This window comes from Stenotrophomonas sp. YJH_SMC_16, from assembly GCF_059367875.1.
In genome coordinates, this window is the sequence record NZ_JCAFRH010000002.1 from 368927 (window position 1) to 391018 (window position 22092).

A 22092-nucleotide genomic window follows, 5' to 3' on the forward strand; every position below is an offset into this window, starting at 1 on the left:
CTCAGCCCTGCGCCTTGCCGGTGACCAGGCCGACCTGGGCCAGCTCCAGCCGTCGCAGCAGGTCCAGCACCTCGACCACGCGGGCGTACTGCACCTGCGCATCACCGCGCACGATCACCGGGAAATCCGGGGTGGTCGCGCGCTCGGTGCGCAGGCGATCTTCCAGCTCGGCCATCGTCACCGGATAGGCATCCAGGAACACCTGACCACTGGGGTCAATGGTGATCGCCTTGGTCTTCGGCTTTTCCAGCGCCACGCTGTTGCTGGCCTTCGGCAGGTTGACCTCGATGCCGGGGATGGAGGCGTTGCTGGTCAGGATGAAGATCACCAGCACCACCAGCAGCACGTCGACGAAGGGCGTTACGTTGATGCCCTTCTCGCGCTTCTTGATGCCGAACTTCGCCTTCTGGCCCATGGCGCGCCCCTCAGCCCTGGACCGCGGCCGGGCCGCGCCCGTCCTGCTCTTCGGCCAGGCGCGCGGCGAACTCGTCGATGAACACCGCCATGTCGGCGCCGATCGCCTCGGCACGTGCACCCAGGTAGTTGTAGCCGAACAGCGCCGGAATCGCGACGCCGAGGCCGGCTGCGGTACACAGCAGCGCCGCGGCCATGCCCGGTGCCACCGAATTGATGTCCACCGCGCCGGCCATCGCCGCCACCACGAACACCAGCATGATGCCGATCACGGTACCGAACAGGCCCACGTACGGCGCGCCTTCGATGGTGGTCGACAGCCAGTTCATGCGCCGTGCCATCGCTTCCTGCTCGCGCACCATCACCGCATCCATCGAGGCGCGGATCGCGGCGATGGTGGCGCCACTGAGGTAACCGCTGTTGCCATCGCGCTGGTGGCGCTGCTGCATTTCATCGATGGCCACCTGGTAGATCCGCCACAGCGAACCGTCGTGCATCGCGGCCGGCGCCTTGCCCTGGCGGTCCATGTCGGACAGGGTGCGCAGCGGCACGCCGGACAGCTTGCCGAAGCTCTCGGTGAACACCGCATTGGCCTTGCTGGTACGGCCGAAGTGGCGCCCCTTGGCGATCATGATCGCCCACGACAGCAGCATCATCAGGCCGAGGATCGCCACCACCACCCAGGCGTCGAACGGCATTGCCTTGAGGATGAAGGCGAAGTGGCTCTGACCGGCGGACTGCTCGTCGGCACCGTAGCTGATCAGGCGCGAGTCGGCGCCCTGTGCGGTGGCATCGGCCAGCAGCAGTGCCGCCGGTCGTGCCACGCGAGAGATACGCAGCTCATCCAGTGCGCCCTCGAAATTGGCCAGCGGCTGCGCCGCGCCAGGAGCATCGGCGCCCACCACCGGGGCGGTGCCCAGCGCCGGCAATTCGCCGCTCAGCTGTGCGACCACGCGGCCATTGAGGTACAGCTGCAGAGCGCCCTTCTCCGCAGTCAGCGCCACATGCGCCCACTGCCCTTCCGGAATCGGCTGTGCCGGCGTGCTGCGATGGCCATTGAGCTGCACGAACGGCACCCGGTTCTCGATGCCCAGCACCAGTTCGGAAGCACCGTCACGACGGGCGTAGATCGCCTGTGCGGCGTTGTTGCTGCCCGGCTTGATCCAGGCCGAGACGGTGAGCGGCGCGCCCGCCTCCTGCGCAAGCGATGCGCTGGCCGGCAGCGGCAGCGGGGCTGCGCCCAACTGAACGCCGCGGCCGATCACCGAGCCTTCCGACGGCGGCGCCACGGCCCCGGCGTTGTTTCCATACGCGGTGGTGTCGCGTGCCGGCGCATTGGCCTCGGCAAAGTGGTAGACCAGCGTGTAGTCCGGGTCGAACACCTGCTGGCCATTGCCGCTGGCCGGGGCCTTCTCGTTGCCGTAGTACATCCAGATCGTCTGCGGTGCTGCGGCGCTGACCGCCGGTACGTCCACCCAGACCAGGGCCAGGCCCAGCCTGGGATCGAACTGTTCGATCTGGTGGGCCAGCACGGTGCGGCCATCACCCGAGACGAAGCGCAGGTCGTTGCCCGCGTCCTGGGTGCCGTCGAAACCGAAGTTGCCGGTATGCAGGCGCAGCAGCAGCGGCGTGCGACCCGGGTCACCGGCCAGGCCCGCGCCCTGCGGGCCGGCGTCGACGGTGATCGGCTTGCGGTATTTCCATTCGGCCTGCCACCAATTGGCATCGGCCGCAGCGACCGGCAGCGCAACCAGCGCGGCCAGCAGCAACAACACTCGGGAAAGCAAACGGTCCATGCGAAGGGTCTCCGGAGAACGCATGTTCAAGGGAAGGGTCAGTAACTGGTGCTGATGTTGAAATGCAGGCGCGGGTCGTCCTTGCGCGTGACCGGGCCATCGGCATAAGGCCAGGCGTAGTCCAGGCGCAGTTGCAGGTGTTCGCCGAGGCGCATCTGCGCGCCCAGGCCGACCGAGGCCAGGTTGTACTTGTCACGCTGTTCGGGCAGCGGCTGGCGCAGGCGCAGGTAGGCCGCATCTGCAAAGCTGTAGACGCGCAGATCAGTGCCGCTCCACAGCGACCACGCCGGGGTGCGCCATTCCAGGCTGGCCAGGCCGCCGTAGTCGCCGATCGCCTCGGCCGACAGATAGCCGCGCACGGTGTACATGCCACCGGCGGCAAACTGCTCGGCCGACACCAGTGGCGCGTCGGTCACCTGCAGTGAGCCACGTGCGTACCACTGCCAGTCGTTGCCGAAGGTGTGGGTGTTGGCCACGTCGGCCTTGAAGGCCACGAAGCTCGGGTCGGCCCAATAGCGCTTCTGGCCGAAGGCGGTGGCGTCGCTGCCGTAGCCGAACAGGCGGCGGGTGCCGGCCACCAGCTGTGTGTTGATGCTCAGCTGATCCTGCTCGCCCTGGCGCACGCCCACGAAGGCCAGCGTGATAGGCGCGTACTTCAGCGGCGTCTTCAGGCTGTCCTTGCCCATCTGGGTATCTTCCTCGGTGTCCTTGAAATCCACACCAAGGCTGAGCTGGCGCCACCACTGACTGCTGCCGGCCAGTCGATAGTTGAGCTTGAGGCCGATCGAGTGACCGTTGCCGATCACGTTGGTACCGGTGCCGGTACCCACCTGCCCACCCGCGTTCAGCACGCGGCTGTCGGATTTGTAGCCGGACGCTTCCAGGCTCCACGGCGTGCCTTCGAACGGCATCGTGTACGAGGCCGAGAACACCTTGGCCTGTTTGGTGTCTTCCGGTGCCAGATACACGCCGATGTTGGCGCTGTGCCCGCGCTTCCACAGGTTGTCGTAGGCCAGCGATGCACTCAGGCGCAGCTTCTCGGTGTCGGCGCTGTGGTCGTTGTTGAGTGACGCGCTGGCACGCCACGGCGACTTTTCTTCGACCTGCAGGTCCACATCCATCGTGCCCGGCACCTGGCCTTCGCGCACCAGCGGCATCACCTGGCGACGCCCGCCCTCATTCAGCGCGGTCAGTTCCTTCTGGGCCTGGTCGAAGTCCGGCACCTTGCCTTCCGCCAGCGCTGGTACGCGTTCGCGGATGCGCTCGGGCGATTCGTGCTTCGTTCCCACGACCCGCAGCTGGCCGATCGGTGTCTGCTGTACCTTCAGCAGCACTACGCCACCACTGACCTGCTGCTCGGGAAGCTCCACATAGACCGACTGGTAGCCCGCCTGCTGGTACAGCGCATTGACTGCATCGCGTGCGTTCTCGACATCGGCCAGGGTCTTTCCCGGGCCGAGGAAGGGCTCGACCGCGCGCTCGATCTGGCGCGGATCGAGCACGGTATTGCCGCGCACGATGTATTCATTGATGTTCACGCTGGGCGCAGGCGCTGCCTCCTGCGCGAACAACGGCAGCGGCATCGCGGCCAGGGCCAGCACCAGGGGATGCAGGCGCAAGGGAAGGCGGACGGCTCGGCACGGAACAGGAGTCATCGAAGGCATCGCGTCGTATCGAAGGTAATGGCCATGGAGCGGCGCGTGGGTCTACCAACAGGACGTGCACGCCGCGTCAAAACCGCCAACAGTTTTGTGACAGCACTGTCATCTTTTGACAGCGCCGCAACGCACGCAGGCGGACCCTGCCTTCGCCACACGTCTTCATTGCAGAACGTCGATTGCCGCGGGAAGTTCGAGATGCGTGAATCATTGATAATGGAGCTGCGCGCTGCCCTCACCCTTGCGTTGCTGCTGGTGTTGGCCCCGCTTCGCGCCGACGAGGCGAAGAAGCAGGAAGGCGCCGCGCCCTGCATCGAAGTACAGGTCAATGGCGAGCGCATTCCGGCCTGGGACTGCCTGCAGCGCAAACTTGCGCCGGCATCGAAAACGGCGAAATCACCGGCGCTGCCGGAGGCCGAACGCCTGATGCGGCAGCCCGGCAACCAACTGATGCAGTACAACCTGGAAGGCACACGACAGCGCATGGGCGATGCCTTTGGTCGTTCGGTGGTACCGCAGCGCCCGGCGCGCTGAGCCTGCACAGTCGCGGTGCAAAGCCCCAGCCCGGCAGGATTCTGTAGCGTCGAGCCATGCTCGACTGTTCTTGCAGGCGCAGCCGAGCGTAGGCTCGGCTCTACAGTGCGGCCGGCACGATGCCATCGCTCGGCACGGGCGGCAGCTCGGGCACCGGCAGGCTGCGCGATTGCCCGGCCTGGTTCAGTTCCACCGCGCTGGCACTGATGCTGGCCAGCACCGTGCAAGGTCCGAGCCGTTGGCCGGGCGCATACGCTTCCGCCGGGCGTCCATCCACCGAGAGCAGGGCCAATGGCGCATGGTCACCGGCCATCACGCCCAGCACCACCACCTCGGTCTGCACTGCACCGGGGGACAGCAGCCGCACCAGCGGCAGGCTAGCCACTGCATCGAACATCGGCCGTACCGGCGCCACGGCCTTCGCCTCGCTGGCCGCGGCCGCTGGCGCCACGGCAGACAGGGTGACACCCCAATAGGCCACCACGGCCAGCAGCAGCGTCGCCGCCAGCAGGGTCAGTATGCGATTGCGATCCCAGCGCCTGCCATCCATGTTCCGCACCACCGCCACGTTCGTGTCCGCCCACGCTAGCAGCTGTGGCTGACGCTTTTGTTTCATCATGCCGGCCTACGCTGGCAGCTATCGACCCGGACAGGAGGCAACGTCGATGCAGCGCGTGCCGCGTGGTTTCACCCTGCTGGAACTGATGGTGGTGCTGGTGATCATCGGCATCTGCACGGCCGGAATCGGGCTGGGCCTGGGCAGCCTGCTCGACCCGGGCCGGCAGCTGCGGCAGGAAGCCGAGCGGTTGGCGCAGCGCCTGCAGGTGGCGCGCGATGAGGCGCGCATCGATGGCCGCCCCCTGCGTTGGCAGGCCGACGCCAACGGCTATCGTTTCAGCCGCCGCGAAGGCAGCGGTTGGGTGACCGTTGAACACGATGATCTGCTGCGTCCGCAGAAGTGGCAGGCAACGGGCATTGCGGTGCAGCCCGCCAACCCCATTGAGCTGAGCCCGGAGTGGATCGGTATCGCCTGGGAGCTTGGATTGTCGCTGGAGGGTCGCAAACTGCGCCTTCGTGATGATGGCAGCGGACAGTTGCAGGTCGTGCAATGAAGCAGGCGGCGCGCGGATTCACCCTGATCGAAGTGCTGATCGCATTGGCGATCGTATCGATTGCACTGGCGGCGGTGATGCGCTCGGTGGCAGTGGCGACCGACGATCAGTCACGGCTGCGTGATCGTCGCCTGGCACTGTTGTGTGCGCAGGATCGCTGGCAGGAACTGCGCCTGAGCGGACAGGCACCGCAGGATGCCCGGCAACGCTGTGTGCAGGGGCGCAGCAGCTTCCTGGTGCTTCAGCATCTGGGCACGGGCAACGATGGCCAGCCGCAGGTGGAACTGAGTGTGGTTGCCGAGGACGCTCCTCGGCAGTCGCTGGCGCGGATGCAGTTGCCATGGACGGCGGCGCAATGAGGCGCGCCGTCCGCGGCTTCACCCTGATCGAGGTGATGATTGCGATCACCATCATGGGCGTACTGGCACTGATCTGCTGGCGGGCGCTCGACAGCGTGGCCAACAGCGACCAGCGCCTGCGCCAGGCCGATGCCGAGACCACGACGGCGCTGCGCGTGCTGCAGCAGTTCCAGCGTGATATCGAAATGCGCGCAGACGATGCGTTGATGAATGGTGCAGTGCGGCCGGCCGATCAACCGCAGCGGCTGCTGCCGCCTTCGCTGGTGAGCGAGCGGCATCCGGATGGGAGCTTCGCGCTGGAGATCACCCGCAGTGTCGGCAGCGATGGGCTGCGCTGGCAGCGGGTGCGCTGGTGGCGGCAGGGAAGTACGCTTTGGCGGGCCAGCGGCGCAGCGACGGATCGGTATCCCCTGCCGGCGCCGGATCTGTCGAAGGGCATTGCCGTGGCGCGCGAGGTACAGCGGTTCGAGGTGCGGGCCTGGCAGCCAGGAACGGGATGGGCCGTGTTGCCGAGCGAAGGCGAGGTAATGCCGGCCACCGGACTTGAACTGCGGTTGGGCCTGCGCGATGGGCGTGGGCCGCTGAGTTACCGGCGGGTGCTGGAGCTTTAGGATTCTTCCCAGGCAAGGCATCCACGCACGGCGTGGATCTACGGTGGGTGCCGACCGTGCCTTGGTGGGTGCCGACCGTTGGTCGGCATTGTTGTTGGCTCCGGAATCCGCGCATTGCATGGATCCCCCCGCCTGCCGCCGGGCACTCTCCTGCACCCGGCGGCGTTGTGTCGGTGGTCCTCACCGCTGATGGCCGCTCCCTGCCCTCCGTGCCGTCCTGGCTGGGGCCGCCACCGCTCCGTGGCGGCTGGCCCGATGCTGTCCGTTCTTCCGGCCCGATCGCATCCACGCAAGGCGTGGATCTACCTTGGTGCCGACCGTTGGTCGGCACGCTTGCAAGAGGCCTACCGGCGCTGCGTGCCCTCGTCGCGACTTGCCTGCGGGAACTGGAAGGCACTGTTGGCGTCATAGCCAGCGTTGGCAGTATTGCCACGCGCCGGCGGGTTGATGCTGCTGGTGCCGCTGCCGAAGCCGAGGATCTGCACACTGATCACCGAAGGCTGGTTGCGCCGCGCATCATCCTGGCTCTTGCGCATCACATCCTGTGCCGCTTGGCTGGCGCTGTTGGCTGCTGCACTGGCCGAGGCCAGCGCGTTGACGTTCACCGTGGCCAGCACGGGCAGGCCCTTGCTTTCACCCTGTACCTGGATGTTGGCGGCATTGAGCACCTGCAGCGCGGCCAGGTTGATGTTGCCCGAGACGCGGATGCCAGCCTCGCCCGCATCGATGGTGCCCAGCGGCGCGATCAGGTCGACGTCGCCCGGTCGTACTTCGGCAATGGGGTTCAACGTTGCGATACCTGCACCACTGGCCGGGGCCTGCGGCGACAGGATCACGTTGCCCCAGCCGTCATAGACGCGACGCGGTGGCGTGTACAACAACGTGGTCTGCGAACCACGACCGGCGTTGATGTCACCCTGCTCCGACCAGGCCAGGATGTCTCCGCCGAACGTTGTCATCACCCGAGACAGCCCCAGCAGAACGCTGTCCTGGCTGAACAGACGGATGTCACCCTGCCCCTGGGTCACCAGCCCGGCACTGGCCGGCGGCACCACGCCCTGCACACCCACCACGATCTGTCCGCCCGGCGCCATCAGCTCGATGTTGCCGCCGGCTTCGGTACGCACGCCGGAGCCTCCGTACATCAGGATGTCGCCGGTGCGCTGGATCGTCGCCCCCGTCGCATCCTTGTCCGGCATCAGCGTGGCGATGGCCTCGCGGCCGCGCAGGTAAGAACCGAAACGCGGACCTTCGGCATCGGTGTACTCGCGGCCACCTTCACGCAGTTCGGCGTAGTAGACCTGGCGCAGGAAGATGCGCTGCTGTTCCTTCGGCAGCCGGTCGAATGCTGCCAGGGCCTCGGCGCCATCAACCGCCAGACCGAAGCGCTGCTGCAGCCACTCCCTCAACTCCTTGTCGTAGATCTTCACCGCCTTGCCCGGCTGCGCAGCCAACGACTGCGAGGAATCGGCGAGGTTGGCCGGATCCAGGTAGTGCGTGCGCAGTGCATCGAAATCAATGCCCTGGTTGCCGGCAGTCACTGCGATGCTGGCGCCGGGACGGGCATCGCCTTGCACGACGCCGCCCAGGCTCACGATGCTTCCGGCCTCTTCCTGGCGCAGCTGCCGGCCCGCACTCACTTCGACGTTGCCGGGGCCGGCAACCGTCAGGTTGCTGCGGATGATGTCCCGGCCCGCTTCGATCCCGCTGATATCGGTACCGCTGGTGTTGAGCGCGGTGACATCCGCGCCGATCACATCGCGACCGGCGCGCAGCTGTACCGCCGAGCCCGCTTCGTACCAGTCGAATACGGTACGCGCGCCGTTCTCGGCATTGCGCGACAGTTGCCGCCTGTCGCCGCTTCCCAGCCCGATGATATCGCCGGCCACTGCATAGAACCGGCTGGCCACGGTCGGTGTGGTTGGCAACAGCACGCCGAGCGCGGTATTGGGACCGAAGGCAAAGTACGGCAGCGTAGTGCCAGGACTGGCGCCGTTCCCGTCCGCGGGTACATTGCTGCGCACGGTTCCCGCGTTTCCGGGGCCTTGCGCGATGAAGCCGGGATTGAATGGGCCGGGGACACGGGCATCACTGCTTGAGCGCACAATCTGAGTGGCCCGGTCGGTAGCCAGGATCGATCCTCCCGCCAATACCTCCAGCCGACCCGACGCCGAGGGCGCCAGCACGATGACGTCCTGGGCATCGGGCACGCTGCCACTGCGCAGACTGGCGAGATTGATGTTCCCGGAGGCCGCGATGGCCGTGAACCGGGAGGGATACAACCAGTAGTTGAGATAGGCATCGCCATTGCTGGGGTTGATCCTGATCACCTCCCTACCCTGGTTGCTGCCGGTCGTGTGCTGCGTGCCAACCAGGCCCGGCGAAAGATTTCCGCCTGCGGAGAACAGGTCGAGCGCGGTGCGCGGCGTCCACAGCGAGAACCAGCTTGTGCCCGACGCGTGACCGCCCCCTTCCAGCAGGATATCGTTGAAATTGGCCACGGGAACCCGGCCGGGATCGGCGGCACTACCCAGTACCACATCGCCGCGCGCCTGCACCTGGGCGGTGGAATCGCCCAGCGCCAGCACCGGCCCGGCCATCGCAACGGGTGCGTCGGCCACGAACGGATTGTGCAGGCCCAACGTGCCGTAGCTGCTTTGTATCGCGCTGAGACCGCCGATGCGCGCCGCCTGCAGCAGCGTGCTGCCGCGTAGATTGGTCACGGTGCCGTTGAGATCCAGATCCTGCTGGAAACCTTCGGGCTGCTGCGCGCTTGCGCGCAGGCCGGGGTTGACCGCTCCGCCGCTTCGCAGCGTCAGGTCTCCGCCCCCCGTCAGATGCAATTCACCGTTGCTGACCCGTCCGGTCGACCCGACCGCCGCGACGATCGCGCTGGAATGGGGCGCCGTCAACAATCCCAGAGCATTGCCCATCGGCGCGATCACGCCCGAGTGGCGGCCTGCTTCCAAGGACAGATTACCGCCGCCCAGCGTACCGAAACCGGTAAAGCCGACCAGGCGAGGCGTCGCATCCAGCTCAGGGCCCACCGTGCTGTAGGTACCGAAATTGATCCACCAGCTGGTTGCGCTCTGCACTACACCAGCAGTCGTGCCCGATCCCTGGCGCCACAACCAGTTGCCCACCGCGGCGCTGGAATGCCCGGCCTGGTCGCGCTGCGGCGTGCCCGCCTCTGCGCGCGCGCTCCAGGTATCACCGGTGATATCGCGGCCCGCTTGCACGTGCAGATTGCCACCCTGGTCGGGATACCACGCCTGGTAAGTGGCGATGGCGGCATCGTAGCGGCCGGACGCCTGGACCGGGCCCAGCAGCGCGGTGTTCCTGGGCACTGGGGCCCGCCCCGGGGTGAACTGCGTGTCACGGCCATCACCCAGCGCCGTCGGCGCACCTGCGGTGTACACACCGAAACCGGACTTCATGCGCACATCCTGCGCGGCCAGCAGCGCCAGGTCACCCTTGCCGGTGCGCAGGACGCTCCAGGCCGGTGCACCCAGACGCTTGCCATAGGTCGTGACTTCAGTCAACGTGCCGCCGCCATAGCAGTAGCCCATCGCCGCGCAGATTTCTTCCTCCGACATGCCCATCTCGGCCCCGAGCTCCGTAGCCGGGCGGCCGACCCACGATTCATCGCCCCACCATGCCAGCGAGCCTTCCTTGTCGACCAGGCGCGGGGCCGGACCGCAGTAGGGTCCGGAATCACAGACATCGCTCTCGGTCATGCCAAGCTCCCGAGCGAGATCCGCTACGGGTTTTCCGACCCACGACTCATCGCCCCATAGATCCAGCGAGCCATCCACGGTGATCACGCGGTCGCCCTTCCATTCCGTCGTCGTGGTCACCGTACCGATGGTGCTGTAGTGGCTGTCGGCCAGCACGATGCTGCCGTCACTCCCCCAGCGCCGGGTACGCGAATCGGCGGCGGTCGTATCAGCACCGGCCACCGCGGTCAGGTCCCACGAGGTGGTGCCTTCGGGCAGCATGGCCGCCAGCGCCCAGTTGCGGCCCTGGCGTCCGCTGGCATCGGCCGCCCGCAGCTTCACCGGTGCATCGCCTGGCAGCTCCACCTTGGTCATCGACGGGATGATCGCACCGGCATGCAGGTTCAGCGCGCCTGAAAGCTTCATCGCCATGGGCAGGGCGACGCCGGCCGGCCACACCTGTGCGGCCAACGGCGCCGGCGTGCGCAGGCGGAAACCGGCACCCAGTCGGGCACCGGACTGCAACGCCAGCGCCTGTGCCAGCACGGTGCCGGCCACCATCACCTGTCCGCTGTCTGTGGTCACTACCGCGCCCAGCACGGTACCGGCCGGCAGCAGCAGCGGCCCGGACAACACCATCTCCGCCGGTAGCACGGTTCCGGCCGGCAGGGTTACCGCCTCGAAGGGCAGCGCATAATTCAGCGTGGCACCGGCGCGGAACTCGGTGCCGCCCTGGAGCTGGACACCCTCGCCCGGCACGATCAGGTCACCGCCAAACGCGGTGTTCGGTGAACCCGTACTGCGTCCTTCCAGCAACACCCAGCCGTCTTCATCGGGATTGGCAGGCGGTGGCGCGAACCCATCGTTGATGCTGCCGTAGACATTGACGTCGCCCTCGGCACGCAGTACCAGCGCGGCCGACTCACCGAAGCCACGGCGCGCAGGATCGGCCCGGTTCGACTGCGGTCCGTAGCGGTAGCCGGACAGATCGATATCGCCGGCCACGATCAGATCACCGCGCGGGTTGTCACTGCTGGTTCGCGCCATGATCTGCACACCGGGGCGCAGGCGATAGCTGCCCAGTGCGGAGATGCGCTGCTGCAATCCGGTATTGGCCAGCGCGGCGTTCATCCATTGGCTGTTGTCCGGATCCACCACCCTATCCAACCATTGCTGGTTGATCACCTGCGGACGATGGCCATGCACGTCCGGAGCGCTGGCCAAAGGCGCCGAATCATAGCTGCGGAAGGCGTTGACCTGCACGTCGCCGGCACCGGCGATGCGGATGCCGCTGGCCACCTCGATCGCTGCATCGTTGCTGCCCACGCGGGGCACGTTGAGCTTGACGCTGCCGCGTGCGCGGCCGTCGTTCTGGCCCGGCCCGCTACCGGTGGCCACCGACGTGCCGGCGCGCAGGTCCATCGAGGCAGCCGCACCCAGCTGCAGGCTGCCGTTGGCCGAGGTCAGTTCGATCATGGCCCGGTTCGGGCTGTCGATGATCTTGCCGTAGCTGTCCACGCGCAAGGCGCTGCCATGCGCGTCCAATGTGCCATCGATACGCAGCACGTCGCGGGCGGACAGGCGGATGCTGCCGACCTGTTCGCCACTGGCATCAACGCGGCCATTGACCTGCAGGCTGCCGCCATCGACGCTGATATCAACGTTGCGGGCCTTCACCTCATCGCCGATCACCAGGTCGCCTTCGCTCAACTGGAAGGTCCGGCCACCGGTAATACCACCGGCGGTAAGCCGTGTATTGAACCCGGAGAAGTCCTGCAACTGGCGTGCGCGCACCACCACTTCGCCACCGTCATAGGGCACTTCGGTGCCACCGGCGTCGTAGCGGCCGCTGGCACCGCCAAGCAACGAACCTGCCAGATCGACACGGCCGCCCTGCGGGCCCAGCGCAGCAACGGTCAAGCGGCCGCCGCGGTTGTTGCGGGCGGAAAGATCGATCCGCGACGCCGCGTCGGCAACGATGTCACCTTCGCGGCTCGACAGCGCCACGTCACCGCCCCAGCTGTACTTGTCCACGTCGAACAGGCTGACCTTGCGCCCTGCCATGTCCAGCACTGCATTGCTGCCAAGCACCACGCCCTGGCGTGCGTTGGCCTCGAACCTGCCGGACGCCAACGCCACCCTGCTGTCGATCACAACGCGTTCGGCCGTGATGGACAACTCGGCACCCAACGCATCGCTGCCCGCGGTCGCCGCGGCGCCGCGCAGCTGCACCGTACCGCCATTGCGGATTGCCAGCTGCGCACCGGCATCACCGGTCAGCAGCGGAGTGACGATGTCCAGCGCGCCGCCACTGAACTGCCAGCCGCTGCCTGGCAGATAGTCGCCCTGCTGCTGGAACACATCGAGGCTGCCCTTGCCCGAGAACAGCATGCGGCCCGACGCTGCCAGGGTAACGCCGGCAAAGCCGAGCACCTGGCGACCGGCCGCCACAGACGAGTTGGGGCGGGTGAACGGCGCACGCCCCAGTTCCAGCACCCGTGTATTGATCTCCAGCTGCCCTTGGCCGAGCCGGCCCACCATCGCCTCGCCGGGCGGTTGTGCCAGCTCGCCGCCGGGCAGGTCGGTGCCGGCCAATGTCCCATCCCAGACCAGCGTGTCGGCGAAGATGCGCGCGCGGTCGGTGGCGGCAGCATAGCCGTGGATGGCCGGCGCACCCAGCACCAGATTGCGCAGGCTGCTGCGACCGGTCGCGCCATCGCGCGTATCCAGGTCGACACTGCCGAACACGTTGATGGCATCACGCGCGGTCAGGCTGAGCGCCTCCAGTGCGGGAGCGCCGATGGCGGTGTTTCCGCGCAGCAACCGCTGCAGCACCTCCTGGTTCATGGTCATGCCCGTGGGCAGGCCGCCGGCCGCCGACGCCATCGCAATGGCCTCGGTGCTGCCCAGGTTGAGTGCGGACATGCCCAGGCCGAGCTGGCGCGTGCCATAGCTCAGCGAGTCACCCATGTTCAAGGCGCCGTCGGTGACCACGTTGATGCTGCCCGCCGACAGCAAGCGGGTCTGCCCACTGCAGTCCGCCTCGCAACCGCCGATGTCGATCGCTACCGGCCCGCCGGCACTTCCGCCCTGTGCACTGAGCGCCGTCAGGCGCTGGTTGGACACGGCAAGCAGGCCGCCCGCGACCAGGTAGGGCGCCGTGGGCTGCGCCACGCTCGACGGGCCCGACTGGGACAGGGTGTCGATCGAAACGCCCTGCTCGACCAGGATACCCCTGCCTCCGAACGCGGCCGACAGCAGCACTTCCTGCGCCGTCAGGTTGACGCCGTTGCGCACCACGATGTGCTGTGCGCCGCCCTCCAGCGCATAGGTGGTTGCATCGCGCCGCAGCGTGCCGCCGATCAGCATCGTTACCGGACGGAATGCATTGAGCGTGGTATCGGAGACGGTAGCGCCGCGCCCGCTGGCGGCATCGGCGCCCTCGCTGGCGATCTCCAGCGTTGCACCATTGGAGACACGCAGATTGACCGAGAGCGTGCCGCCGAGCCCGTCACTGCTGCCGGCGCCAAAGCGGGACAGGCCGAGGAAGGTTGCCGCCGGGGTACCCGACCGTCCTGCGCCTTCACCGAACACCAGGTTGAGGCTCCCGGCATCCACCGTCCGCCAGCGCAGCGCTTCGCCACGCCGCTCGGCCACGCCGTGCACGAACGCGTTGTAGGATGTTTCGTTGTAGCCGGCGTGGCGGCGAACCGCCTCCGCTGGTGTCAGCACCAGGTCGGTGAGCAACGGCGACACCGCCCCGCCCAGGCCCTGCGCGCGGTGCCCGCTGATGCGCCAGGAGCCGGTGCCGGTCGCCACCGGCGAGACGTTGCCCAGCGCGCTCTCGGCGCCGATCTCGACGCGGAATGCGCCCTTCTGCAATGCGTAGTTCGCCGGCAGCAACGTGTAGGTTCCCGCCGGGAGTCCAGGCACGCCGTCCGGAATGACGATCTCCTGGCCGACACGGGGATCGACGCTGCCGTCACCGGTCGCCAGCGGTGCCTGCACGTCCGCTCGGCCCGGCACGATTGCGTAGACCGCATTGCCCGCGCGACTGAAGCCATAGCGTGGATTGGCATCCGCCAACGAATGCCGCAGGACATCGACCGAGCCACCGCGCCCGGCGACGAACGCAGCGCCGGTCAACTCACCTCCGCCGGAGACATCCACGATGCTGCCTGCGGCACCGTTGAAGGCGTTGGCGACGATGTCCACACCGATCGGGGCATCGATCGATCCAGGAACCAGCACATCGAACTCGGCGCCGTTCCGGCGCCATGTCACACCGTCCACGGTACCGCCAAACGGAAGCGCCAGGCCGGCGCCACTGATCGAGGTCACGCTGCCACCCAGCAGGTCGACGCGGCTGGCGCGATTGGTGCTTCTTTCACCGCCACCCAGTTGGACGCGGCCCCACGGCGCCTGCACGTTGCCGCCCTGCACCACCGTCGCCGCGACCAGTTCCAGGCGGCCGAATGCCGAATCCGGTGCCGGTTGCGTGGCACTGCCAACGCCGTGGATGCGCAATACAGCCTCCGGGTTCTGCCAGGCAGGCTGTCCCGACGGACCGATGTCCGCAACGCCAGCGACGATGCGCCCGCGCGCCCGGGCCGCCGGGTACAGACGGGCTGCACTGATATCGATCGAACCCGGGGACGATAACGAAGTTTCCTGGGCGCTGCTGGCTCCCGGTGCCAGCAGGCGGATGTCGCCACGGCTGTCCAGGTTGACATGGTCGAAGCCCGCCAGCCAGCTAACGTCGCGCAGGTCGATCAGGTTCGCCTTCACATCGAAACGATGTTGCTTCCCTTCGTCGAACCGCGCCTCGACCGGCCGCAGCGTGCCCTCCCCCGCCGGCTGCCACCAGCGTCCCTGCGCAAGGCGCACGTAGGGCGCGCTCAGCAACAGGCGGCTGCCCTCGCTGTTGCCTTCCGCAAACCCCAGGGCGCGCTCATTCATGCCATGGATGCGCAGGCTCTGGTCCATGCGCAGATTGACATCTCCCTGGGCGCGGAAGTCGCCGAACAGGGCCAGATGATCGAAACCACCGGCCTCGATCTGCTCCACCGAGAGTGCCGCATGGCCGTACTCAAGGCGTGCAGGCAGGTCCGCCGTCTGCGCGGCGTGCTGGGTCAGCGAGATCACCCGCGGCGCCAGCACGTCCTTGCCCACTGCCGTTCTGCCGTAGGTGCCGCCCCCAAAGGCAACACCGAGGGTGCCGCCGCGCGCGCCGTCGCCGCCCGCTGCTGCGTCCAGTTCGCCCTGCAGGTACAGCGCATTGCCCGCGCGCAGCACGATGCTGCCGCCATCGCTGTCCACCCGGGTGCGCCCGCTGCCATCAATGTCCAGCAGCGCCGAAGCACCGGACGCGTCCAGCCGCGCACCGCGCTCCACCACCACGAAGGTATCGGGCGGCAGGTGGCGTACGTTGTCCTGGTCTTCCCAGTCCAGCGCCCCCCCGATCTCGATCGTTCCACCCTTGCGCACCTGTCCGCGCAATGTCCGGCGCGCGTCGGGCAGGGAAACGCTATCGCCGCTCACGTCAAGCAGTGCGCCATCGGCGATCGTCCACTGGCGCTCGCGGCGTGCATCGCCGCGTACGCCCGACGGATCGAATGCCTCGTCCAGGCGGATGCGGCCGCCGGCCGCCTTCAGGTTGCCGGCCACCTTCACGTTGCCGGCGCTGAACAGTTCGATCGACTGGCCCGGGTCGACCTCGATCCTGGCGCCCTTGCCAACGCGCAGATCGGCCGTGGACAGCAGATGCCCGGCGCGCAGTGTCAGGCGCGCACCGCCGCGCTGCGACACACGCCCGCTGCTCGGATCGGCCTCATACAGCGACGGCGTCCAGGCCTGCACGCCCAGCTCGCGGGTCAGTGCCTGCTGTGCGCCTTCGGCCAGCCGCAGCGCCGGTCGTTCCACCTGCAGCCGGGTACCTTCTTCAACCGTCAATCCGTTGTGACCGGCGATGTCATAGCCGGCAAACCCACTCCTGAACAGTGCTGGCTGCAGTCGCAGCGACGCCGCCGATGCATCCGTGCCAGGCGCGCCGATGGACACCACACCGCCGGTTGCCAACGTGAAGTTGCCGCTGCCATTGCCGAGCGCGCTGAAGCGTGCGTCCTCGCCGATACGGATCCGTCCGCTGCCGTCAGTGCCAACCTCGGTGCTGGCCGCGAGCAGGCTGACACTGCCACCCTTGCCTACGCGCCCCTTGCCACTGGCATCGATCGCGCCGCCGCCATCGACCAGAATCGCGGCCCGCTCGCCCACATGGATATCGTGGCTGCTGTTGAAGCGCACCTGTCCGCCGTCGATCCACGCCTGTGCGGGACCGCCATCCGGCGCAGCAAGCGCGTTGCCCCAACCGCCGCCAAGATCGATCCGTGCGCCAGCCGCAACATCCACCGCACCACGTCCGGACGTCAGCAATGCCGTGGGCCCGCCAAGCGCCGCAAGCAGATTTCCGGCTTCCACCTGCCCGCCGGCAATCTGCACCGTTCCACCAAAGTTGACGCGGCTTGCGGTGAGTCCAAGCCGGCCGCCCTCCTGCAACCTGAGCGTGCCATCGAGGTCGATACGACCGGCCGAAGCGAGGTCCACCTGCCCCCATCGCTGGGCGCTCAGCACCTCACTGTCCAGCCACACGGTATTGCGCTGTGCTTCCCCGACTGGCGCCTGCAGCGTCCACGGCCGGGTGTCGGCCTGGAGCGCTCCAATGCGGACATTCGAGTCGAACACCGCGCTGCGCCCGGTGTTGTCAAAACGCCCGAGCCAGAGCTGGGCGTTGCGGGCCGCCGCCGTCTGTGCCTGCGCGTAGCCCTCCTGCTCCTGATCGGGCCGGCGCGTCTGCTGTGCGCCCTGGAAGGCCACCGTATCCACCTGGCCCTGCAGAACGGCCGTGGGCGCCGAGATCAACAGGCGGCCAGCATCGCGTCCCACGGTATAGCCATTGTCGAAACGCTGGGTGGGTGCCACCAGCGGATTGCGGAACGATTCGGTCATCCCCCACCGTTCCTGCTTCACTTCATAGCCCTGGTACAGACCGTCGTACAGCATCTCGGCCGGTGCATCATCAAGCCGGTACAACTGCCCGTCGCGGCCCCGCAGCCAGCTCTGCTGCACCACGCCGGACTGCACATCCAGGCTCCCACCGGCCAGATTGATGCGCGAACCGGCGTGGCTGACCACTTCCTTGCCTGCCAGCTGGACGGTGCCGCCCTGCGCCGCCCATTCGCTGATCGAATGCCCCTGATTGTCCAGGTAGCCACCCACTTCCAGCAGGCCGCCGCCGGCATACCAGCGCGTGCCTTCATAACCGCCGGTACCGGCGGCAACTTCGGTCAACTGGCGGCGGTCGATCCACACCTCGCTGCTGATCAGCTTGCCGCTGTCACGGTTGTCCGGCGAATCGCGCAACTCATTGCCCTGCACCTTCACCTTGACGTTGTTGCTTTCCATCGCCACCTGCACACCCACCGCACCGGAGACGTCCACGCGCGCGCCATCATCCAGATAGCTGCGCCGGCTGGCGTCGGCGATCACCTGGCCGCCGGTGGCCACCGCCAGCGAACCGGCCTGGAAGTTCACATCGCCGCCGGAGACGACTTCGATGCGGGATTGCTCACGGCGGTCCTGCAGGCGCGAGAGATTGTCGAAGGTGCCACTGTTGCTGGAACCGCGCAGCTTGTCCTGCTCGGCCGATTCCTTGATGAGCGCGTTGCGCTGGCTGTCCAGCGCCGTGCTCTTGCCATCGTCTTCCAGCAGTACTGCCGTGGTCGAGCCGGCGGCCAGGGTCACGCTGCCGGCCGCATCGGACGCCGAGTTCAACAGGTGCACCGTACCGCGCTGGTTCAACGTGGTGGTCGCAACCGCAACGCCGGCCTGCTCGACGGTGCGGCCGGCCAGCGTGACATCGCCTTCGCGCGCCTGGATCAGACCACTGTTGCGAACACTGCCCGCCGTGCTGTCAGCGACGAAGCGCGGGGCAATCTCATTGCCGCGGGTGGTGGACGCGGTGTTCTGGGCGGTTCCCACGCCGCGACGGATCACGAAACTGTCACCGGCGGCCAGCTGGGTCTGTCCCTTGCGGGTTTCAATCTGGCCCGCGTTTTCCACGCTGTGGCCAGCCAGCAGCACATAACCGCCGCCCCGTGTAGCCGTGGTCGGTTCGTGCGTGGTGATGCGCGCACCGCGTTCGACCATGACCTTGCCCACGGCGTCGGTCAGCGCCGAGGTGTTCGCGTCGGCACTGTACAGGCCCTGCTCGCGGAACTGCGCATCGCTGATGCGTGCGGCCGCTGCCACCAGATTGCGGACATTGACCTGGCTGTTGTTGCCGAACACCACACCGTTGCGGTTGGCCACGAACACCGTGCCATTGGCCTTCAGCTGGCCAAGGATCTGGCTGGGCCTTGCGGCGGGATCATTGACCCGGTTCAACACGGCCCAGTCGGGGTTCTGCAGGAAATTCAGTGTGGTGTTGCCACCAATGTTGAAGGTTTCCCAGTTCAGGATCGCCTGGTCGGCGGTCTGCTCGATGTTGACCAGCACCCGCCCGTCGGCCGCCTGCGACTGGATCGCGTCGCGCGCATTGATCCAGCCACGCGTCAACGGATTCTCGTCAACCTTCAGGCCATCCTTGCCCAGGCCATCGGCCACTACGAATCCCGCCTCGCGGCGCGCCTGCCGTGCCTGTTCCTGCAGGCGCTGCTGCAGGGCGATGGCCTGCGCGGCCGTACCAAGGTTGTCGATCGACTGCTGCAGCTTCTGCCGTGCCGCATCCTGCTGCTGCACGGGTAGCTGGAACTGGATCGGCACACCATTGGGCATGCGCCCGCTCTGTGCGGCCGCGCCCTGCGCCGCACCGCGCTCGGCGAACCAGCCGGGGCTGAACGCCTGTTGGGCCTGAGTGGCCGGAGCCACCACGCTGCCCAGGGCCACTGCGACGGCCCAGGCCATCGGGTGGCTGCGCCACAGGGCAGCAGGGAAACGGGCGGTGGGCGAATGCGGGTGCGACATCGGGGACCTCGTCAACCTGATGGGCCGCGCTGGCGGCGGCGTGTACGGATGGGCCTGCGCCAGGCACGCCCTGCACCTCATAGACGGTGGCGGCGGCGTGAAGGCGACAGGCGCATCACTGTCATGCAGCGGACATACGCAGAAGGCGCCGGCATTGCTGCCGGCGCCCTTGTACGTTTCCTGCAACTACCAAAGCAATCGCAGTTACAGCGGACGGCCGATGCCCGAGCAGGTGCTGGGGTTGTTCACGGCCCCGGCGTTGGTGGCGGTCGCAAAGCGGGTGCGGATCGCATCACGCCAGGCCTTGGTCAGCGGGATGAACTTGTGCGCGCGGATGGCGGCGTCGTACGGGCCCTGCTCCACGCCGTTGATCACCGTGCTGCCGTAGTGGCGGGTCAGGAAGCCGCGGATGTTGGCGCCCACGGTGCCGTTCTTGTAGCACTGGCCGAACACGAAGTTGGTGTAGCCCGCGATCGGGTAGCCCGCGTTCGGGTTGCCGAACACCGGCACCCAGTTGGCCGGGTTCTCAGCGGCGGCATCGGTCGGCGGAGCGACGGTTTCCAAGGTCGCCTGCACGCTCACTTCGTCCGGCGAGAAACCCTTGACCTTGGCGACCTTGGTGGCGTCGGTCAGGCTCGGGATCACGTCCGGGCCGACGTAGCCGATGCGGCCATCGGCAGCGTACACGGCGTTGTACACCGAGGTGCCGCCGGTGGCCGGGGCAGCGACGAAGTTCGACGGAACCGTGGTGAACAGGTTGGCGAAGGTCGACTGCACCGAGAAAGCCGGCACGCCATTGGTCAGCTTCAGCGCGGTACCGGAGACGTCGGCCGGCTTGCAGGCGCTGGTCAGGAAGCGGGCCAGCAGCTCGGTGGTACCGCTGCTCTCGCCACGGTAGACCACCTGGATGGCACCGCTGCGGGCGCTGTCGATGCTCGACCAGCTGGTGATCTTGCCGGAGAAGATGCCGCAGATCTGGGTCACCGACAGGTCAACGGCCGAACCGGCCTTGTTGAACGGAATCGTGACCGAGGTGGCTACCGACGGGATCTGCACCAGGGCGCCGTAGCGGTTGGCATCGCCGGACACGTTGTAGGTGCTGTTGTAGGTGTTCAGCTCGGTGCTGCTCAGCACCGAATCGCTACCGGCGAAGTGCACGGTACCGGTGGTGGAGAACAGCGCCGAGTTGTTTTCCAGGAAGGCCTTCTTGCCGGTACCCGAGCCGGTCACGGCGTAGCTGAAGTTGGCCGGCAGGATGCTGTCAGCCGAACCCTTGTAGAGGTCGGCCGGCAGCGAGGCGCCGCCGCCAGTGACGGCGGTCTGGGCCGAAGCGGCACCGGCAGTGGCCAGCAGCGCGGTGGCAACCAGCGCGGCCAGGGTCTTGTACTTGTTCATGATCTTCTCCTGAAGGGTTTACTGCGAAGGGAAACACCAAGGGAGGAACGGTCACTACACGCCTGCTGCCGCCGAGGGCCTCCCAGCCCGCTCTGCGGCGACGTGTCCATGCTGGTCCGCGCCGATGACAGGCCGCTTAAGAAACCTGTGGAAGATCAGAAAAAGGTGTGGAGGATTGTGTGGAGGAATCCAGCTGTCAGTAGATCCACGCCATGCGTGGATGTGCCGCCCATGTCGCGCGTCGGTTGATCCATCCACGCATGGCGTGGATCTACTGCACCAGCTGATTCATCTCCATGATCGGCATCAGCACCGCCAGCACGATGGTCAGCACCACGCCGCCCATCACCAGGATCATGGTCGGCTCCAGCAACGCGGTCAGTGCCATCGCGCGGCGCTCGATCTCGCGCGAGATCGTCTGTGCCGCGCGATCCAGCAGTGGTGCCAATGCGCCGGTCTTCTCGCCACTGGCTACCAGATGCACCAGGATCGGCGGATACACCTTCTGCACCTTCAGCGCAGAGCCAAGCGCCGCACCTTCGCGCACGCGTGCGGACACATCATCGGCACAGCGCGCCAGCAGTGCATTGCTCAGCGTCTGCCGGGCAGCTTCGAGCGCGCGCAGCAGCGGCACGCCCGCATCCAGCAGGATCGCCAGTGTCGAGGCGAAGCGCGCACTGTTCACCCCCAGCACGAAGCGCCCGATCATCGGCACCCTCAGCAACAGCGCATCCCAGCGCAGGCGCAGCTCGGGCCGGCGCAGCGCCAGCCGCCACGCCACCACCAGCGCAGCGATGCCGAGACCCACCCACACGCCCCAGCTGCGCACGAAGGCGCTGGCCGCCAGCATCACCTGGGTCAGCATCGGCAGCGTCTGCCGCGCCTGCACGAACGCGGTCACCACCTGCGGCACCACGTAGCTGAGCAGGAAAATCACGATCGCCACCGATACCAGGCTGATCGCCGCCGGGTAGATGAAGGCGGTCAGCACCTTGGCCTGCAGCGCATTGCGTTCTTCGATGTAGTCGGCCAGGCGCTCCATCACTCGCGCCAGGTCGCCGGAGTCTTCACCTGCCCCCACCAGTGCCCGATAAATCGGTGGGAAATCGCGCGGCCGCGCGGCCAATGCCACGGTCAGGCGCTGGCCGGCACGCACGTCGGCGCGTACCGCGGTGAGTGCCTGGGCCACGTGCGGGCGCTCGGCCTGCTCGATCACCGCACTCAATGCGCCTTCCAACGGCAGGCTGGCGGCCAGCAGACTGGCCAGCTGGCGCGTGGCCCAGGCCAGCTCGCTGGCGGACAGCCGCCGAGCGCCCCAACCACTGCCGGCACTGCGCGCCGCACTCACTTGCACGGGGGTCAGACCGCGCCCGCGCAGCAGCTGGCGCGCTCCGCGCGGGCTGTCGGCGTCCAGCTGGCCCTTCTCGATGCGGCCCTGCGCGTTGGCAGCCTGGTAGTCGAACAGTGCCATGCAGA

General features: G+C 67.4%; 11 protein-coding genes. 4 read left to right on the forward strand and 7 right to left on the reverse strand.

What is annotated here, in order from left to right:
- Position 1: 1 nt before the first annotated feature.
- Genes AC5P6E_RS06435 through AC5P6E_RS06445 form a run of 3 tightly spaced genes read right to left on the reverse strand, consistent with a single transcriptional unit; the run spans position 2 to position 3865 of the window.
- A complete protein-coding gene (locus tag AC5P6E_RS06435; RefSeq protein ID WP_005409874.1) occupies positions 2-415 on the reverse strand; it encodes an ExbD/TolR family protein in 414 nt (137 codons plus the stop codon).
- Positions 416-425: 10 nt separating this feature from the next.
- The gene (locus AC5P6E_RS06440; protein WP_109814251.1) at positions 426-2210 is read right to left on the reverse strand and encodes a DUF2341 domain-containing protein; all 1785 of its coding nucleotides are present in this window, start codon (positions 2208-2210) and stop codon (positions 426-428) included.
- 38 nt (positions 2211-2248) lie between these two features.
- A complete protein-coding gene (locus AC5P6E_RS06445; protein ID WP_241885186.1) occupies positions 2249-3865 on the reverse strand; it encodes a ShlB/FhaC/HecB family hemolysin secretion/activation protein in 1617 nt (538 codons plus the stop codon).
- Between the two features lie 201 nt (positions 3866-4066).
- On the opposite strand from AC5P6E_RS06445, the gene AC5P6E_RS06450 reads away from it, so the two are divergent.
- Positions 4067-4402, forward strand: coding sequence for a hypothetical protein (locus tag AC5P6E_RS06450; RefSeq protein ID WP_029550783.1), 336 nt, complete (start codon positions 4067-4069; stop codon positions 4400-4402).
- A 100-nt stretch (positions 4403-4502) separates the two neighbouring features.
- Here AC5P6E_RS06450 and AC5P6E_RS06455 read toward each other — a convergent pair whose 3' ends face one another.
- Positions 4503-4952 (reverse strand): general secretion pathway protein, encoded by a 450-nt coding sequence (locus tag AC5P6E_RS06455; protein WP_019337764.1) that lies wholly within the window; start codon positions 4950-4952, stop codon positions 4503-4505.
- A gap of 115 nt (positions 4953-5067) precedes the next feature.
- Between AC5P6E_RS06455 and gspH the strand changes: the two genes are divergently transcribed.
- From gspH to AC5P6E_RS06470, 3 genes are read left to right on the forward strand one after another with little or no spacing between them, the layout of a single operon-like run.
- Positions 5068-5514 carry a type II secretion system minor pseudopilin GspH gene (gspH, locus tag AC5P6E_RS06460; RefSeq protein ID WP_010485346.1) on the forward strand — a complete coding sequence of 149 codons (447 nt, stop codon included), beginning with the start codon at positions 5068-5070 and terminating at the stop codon, positions 5512-5514.
- Positions 5511-5873 (forward strand): type II secretion system minor pseudopilin GspI, encoded by a 363-nt coding sequence (gspI, locus tag AC5P6E_RS06465; RefSeq protein ID WP_010485344.1) that lies wholly within the window; start codon positions 5511-5513, stop codon positions 5871-5873. The genes gspH and gspI overlap by 4 nt, the downstream gene beginning before the upstream one ends.
- Positions 5870-6484: a prepilin-type N-terminal cleavage/methylation domain-containing protein gene (locus AC5P6E_RS06470; protein WP_019337766.1), complete on the forward strand. Its 615-nt coding sequence runs from the start codon at positions 5870-5872 to the stop codon at positions 6482-6484. Before gspI ends, AC5P6E_RS06470 begins: the two co-directional genes overlap by 4 nt.
- A 344-nt stretch (positions 6485-6828) precedes the next feature.
- Here the strand turns inward: AC5P6E_RS06470 and AC5P6E_RS06475 are convergent, their stop codons facing one another.
- The 3 genes from AC5P6E_RS06475 to gspF form a co-directional block, all read right to left on the reverse strand.
- Positions 6829-19221, reverse strand: a complete 12393-nt coding sequence (locus AC5P6E_RS06475; protein WP_495230789.1) for a filamentous hemagglutinin family protein — start codon at positions 19219-19221, stop codon at positions 6829-6831.
- Positions 19222-19425: 204 nt separating this feature from the next.
- Positions 19426-20616, reverse strand: a complete 1191-nt coding sequence (locus tag AC5P6E_RS06480; RefSeq protein ID WP_495230790.1) for a substrate-binding domain-containing protein — start codon at positions 20614-20616, stop codon at positions 19426-19428.
- A gap of 271 nt (positions 20617-20887) precedes the next feature.
- A complete protein-coding gene (gspF, locus tag AC5P6E_RS06485) occupies positions 20888-22087 on the reverse strand; it encodes a type II secretion system inner membrane protein GspF (RefSeq protein WP_495230791.1) in 1200 nt (399 codons plus the stop codon).
- Between the last annotated feature and the right edge of the window lie 5 nt (positions 22088-22092).